At 49.8% G+C, this 661-nt stretch carries 1 protein-coding gene; it reads right to left on the bottom strand.

All coding sequences use genetic code 11. From position 1 onward, the window contains the following. Positions 1 to 184 precede the first annotated feature (184 nt). Positions 185 to 475 (bottom strand): ComEA family DNA-binding protein, encoded by a 291-nt coding sequence (locus HMPREF2572_RS00625; RefSeq protein WP_070495411.1) that lies wholly within the window; start codon positions 473 to 475, stop codon positions 185 to 187. Between the last annotated feature and the right edge of the window lie 186 nt (positions 476 to 661).

Raw genomic sequence — 661 nt, 5'->3', positions numbered from 1 at the left:
TTTTCAGACGACCTTTGCACATAGTTCTCTCCATGCATCCTAATCTGACGGTGAATGAAATAAGAACAGTCATGACGTCATACCCGCCCGACACAAATGCCGCCCGAATTCCCGAGGGTTTTCGGACGGCCTTTTGATAAGCAGCCTGTTGCATACACTCCCATTCGGGAATGCGACATCGGGCTTATTTTTTGGCGGCAGGCACGGCGGTTTTAGCCTGTGCGGCCGGCGCGACGGTTGCTTCTGCCTTCAGTTTGGAGAAGATACCCTCACCGATACCTTTGACGTTTTTCAACTCCTCCACCGATTTGAAGGCACCATGCTGCTGACGGTAGTCCACAATGGCTTTGGCTTTGGCAGGGCCGATACCCGGCAGGGCTTCCAACTCGGACGGGGAAGCGGTATTGATGTTCACGGCGGCCAGCGACAGCGAAGCAGTCAGCAGGGACAGCGCGGCAAAGAGGAATTTTTTCATAAGAAGATACTCCATAGTTTGTGAATGCGAATGGCGCCTATGTGTGCGGCACCGTAAAATAGTTGGCTATCATATCCGTCTTACCGTTTCCGTTCAAACGATACTTAACGATTTCCTGGTTTACTATCTCTTTGTGTATTGATTCTGCAACATTCCTATAGTGGATTAAATTTAAATCAGGACAAG

This window comes from Neisseria sp. HMSC064E01, assembly GCF_001808875.1.
GTDB classification, from domain to species: domain Bacteria; phylum Pseudomonadota; class Gammaproteobacteria; order Burkholderiales; family Neisseriaceae; genus Neisseria; species Neisseria sicca_A.
This window is presented reverse-complemented; position numbering and strand designations above follow the sequence as displayed.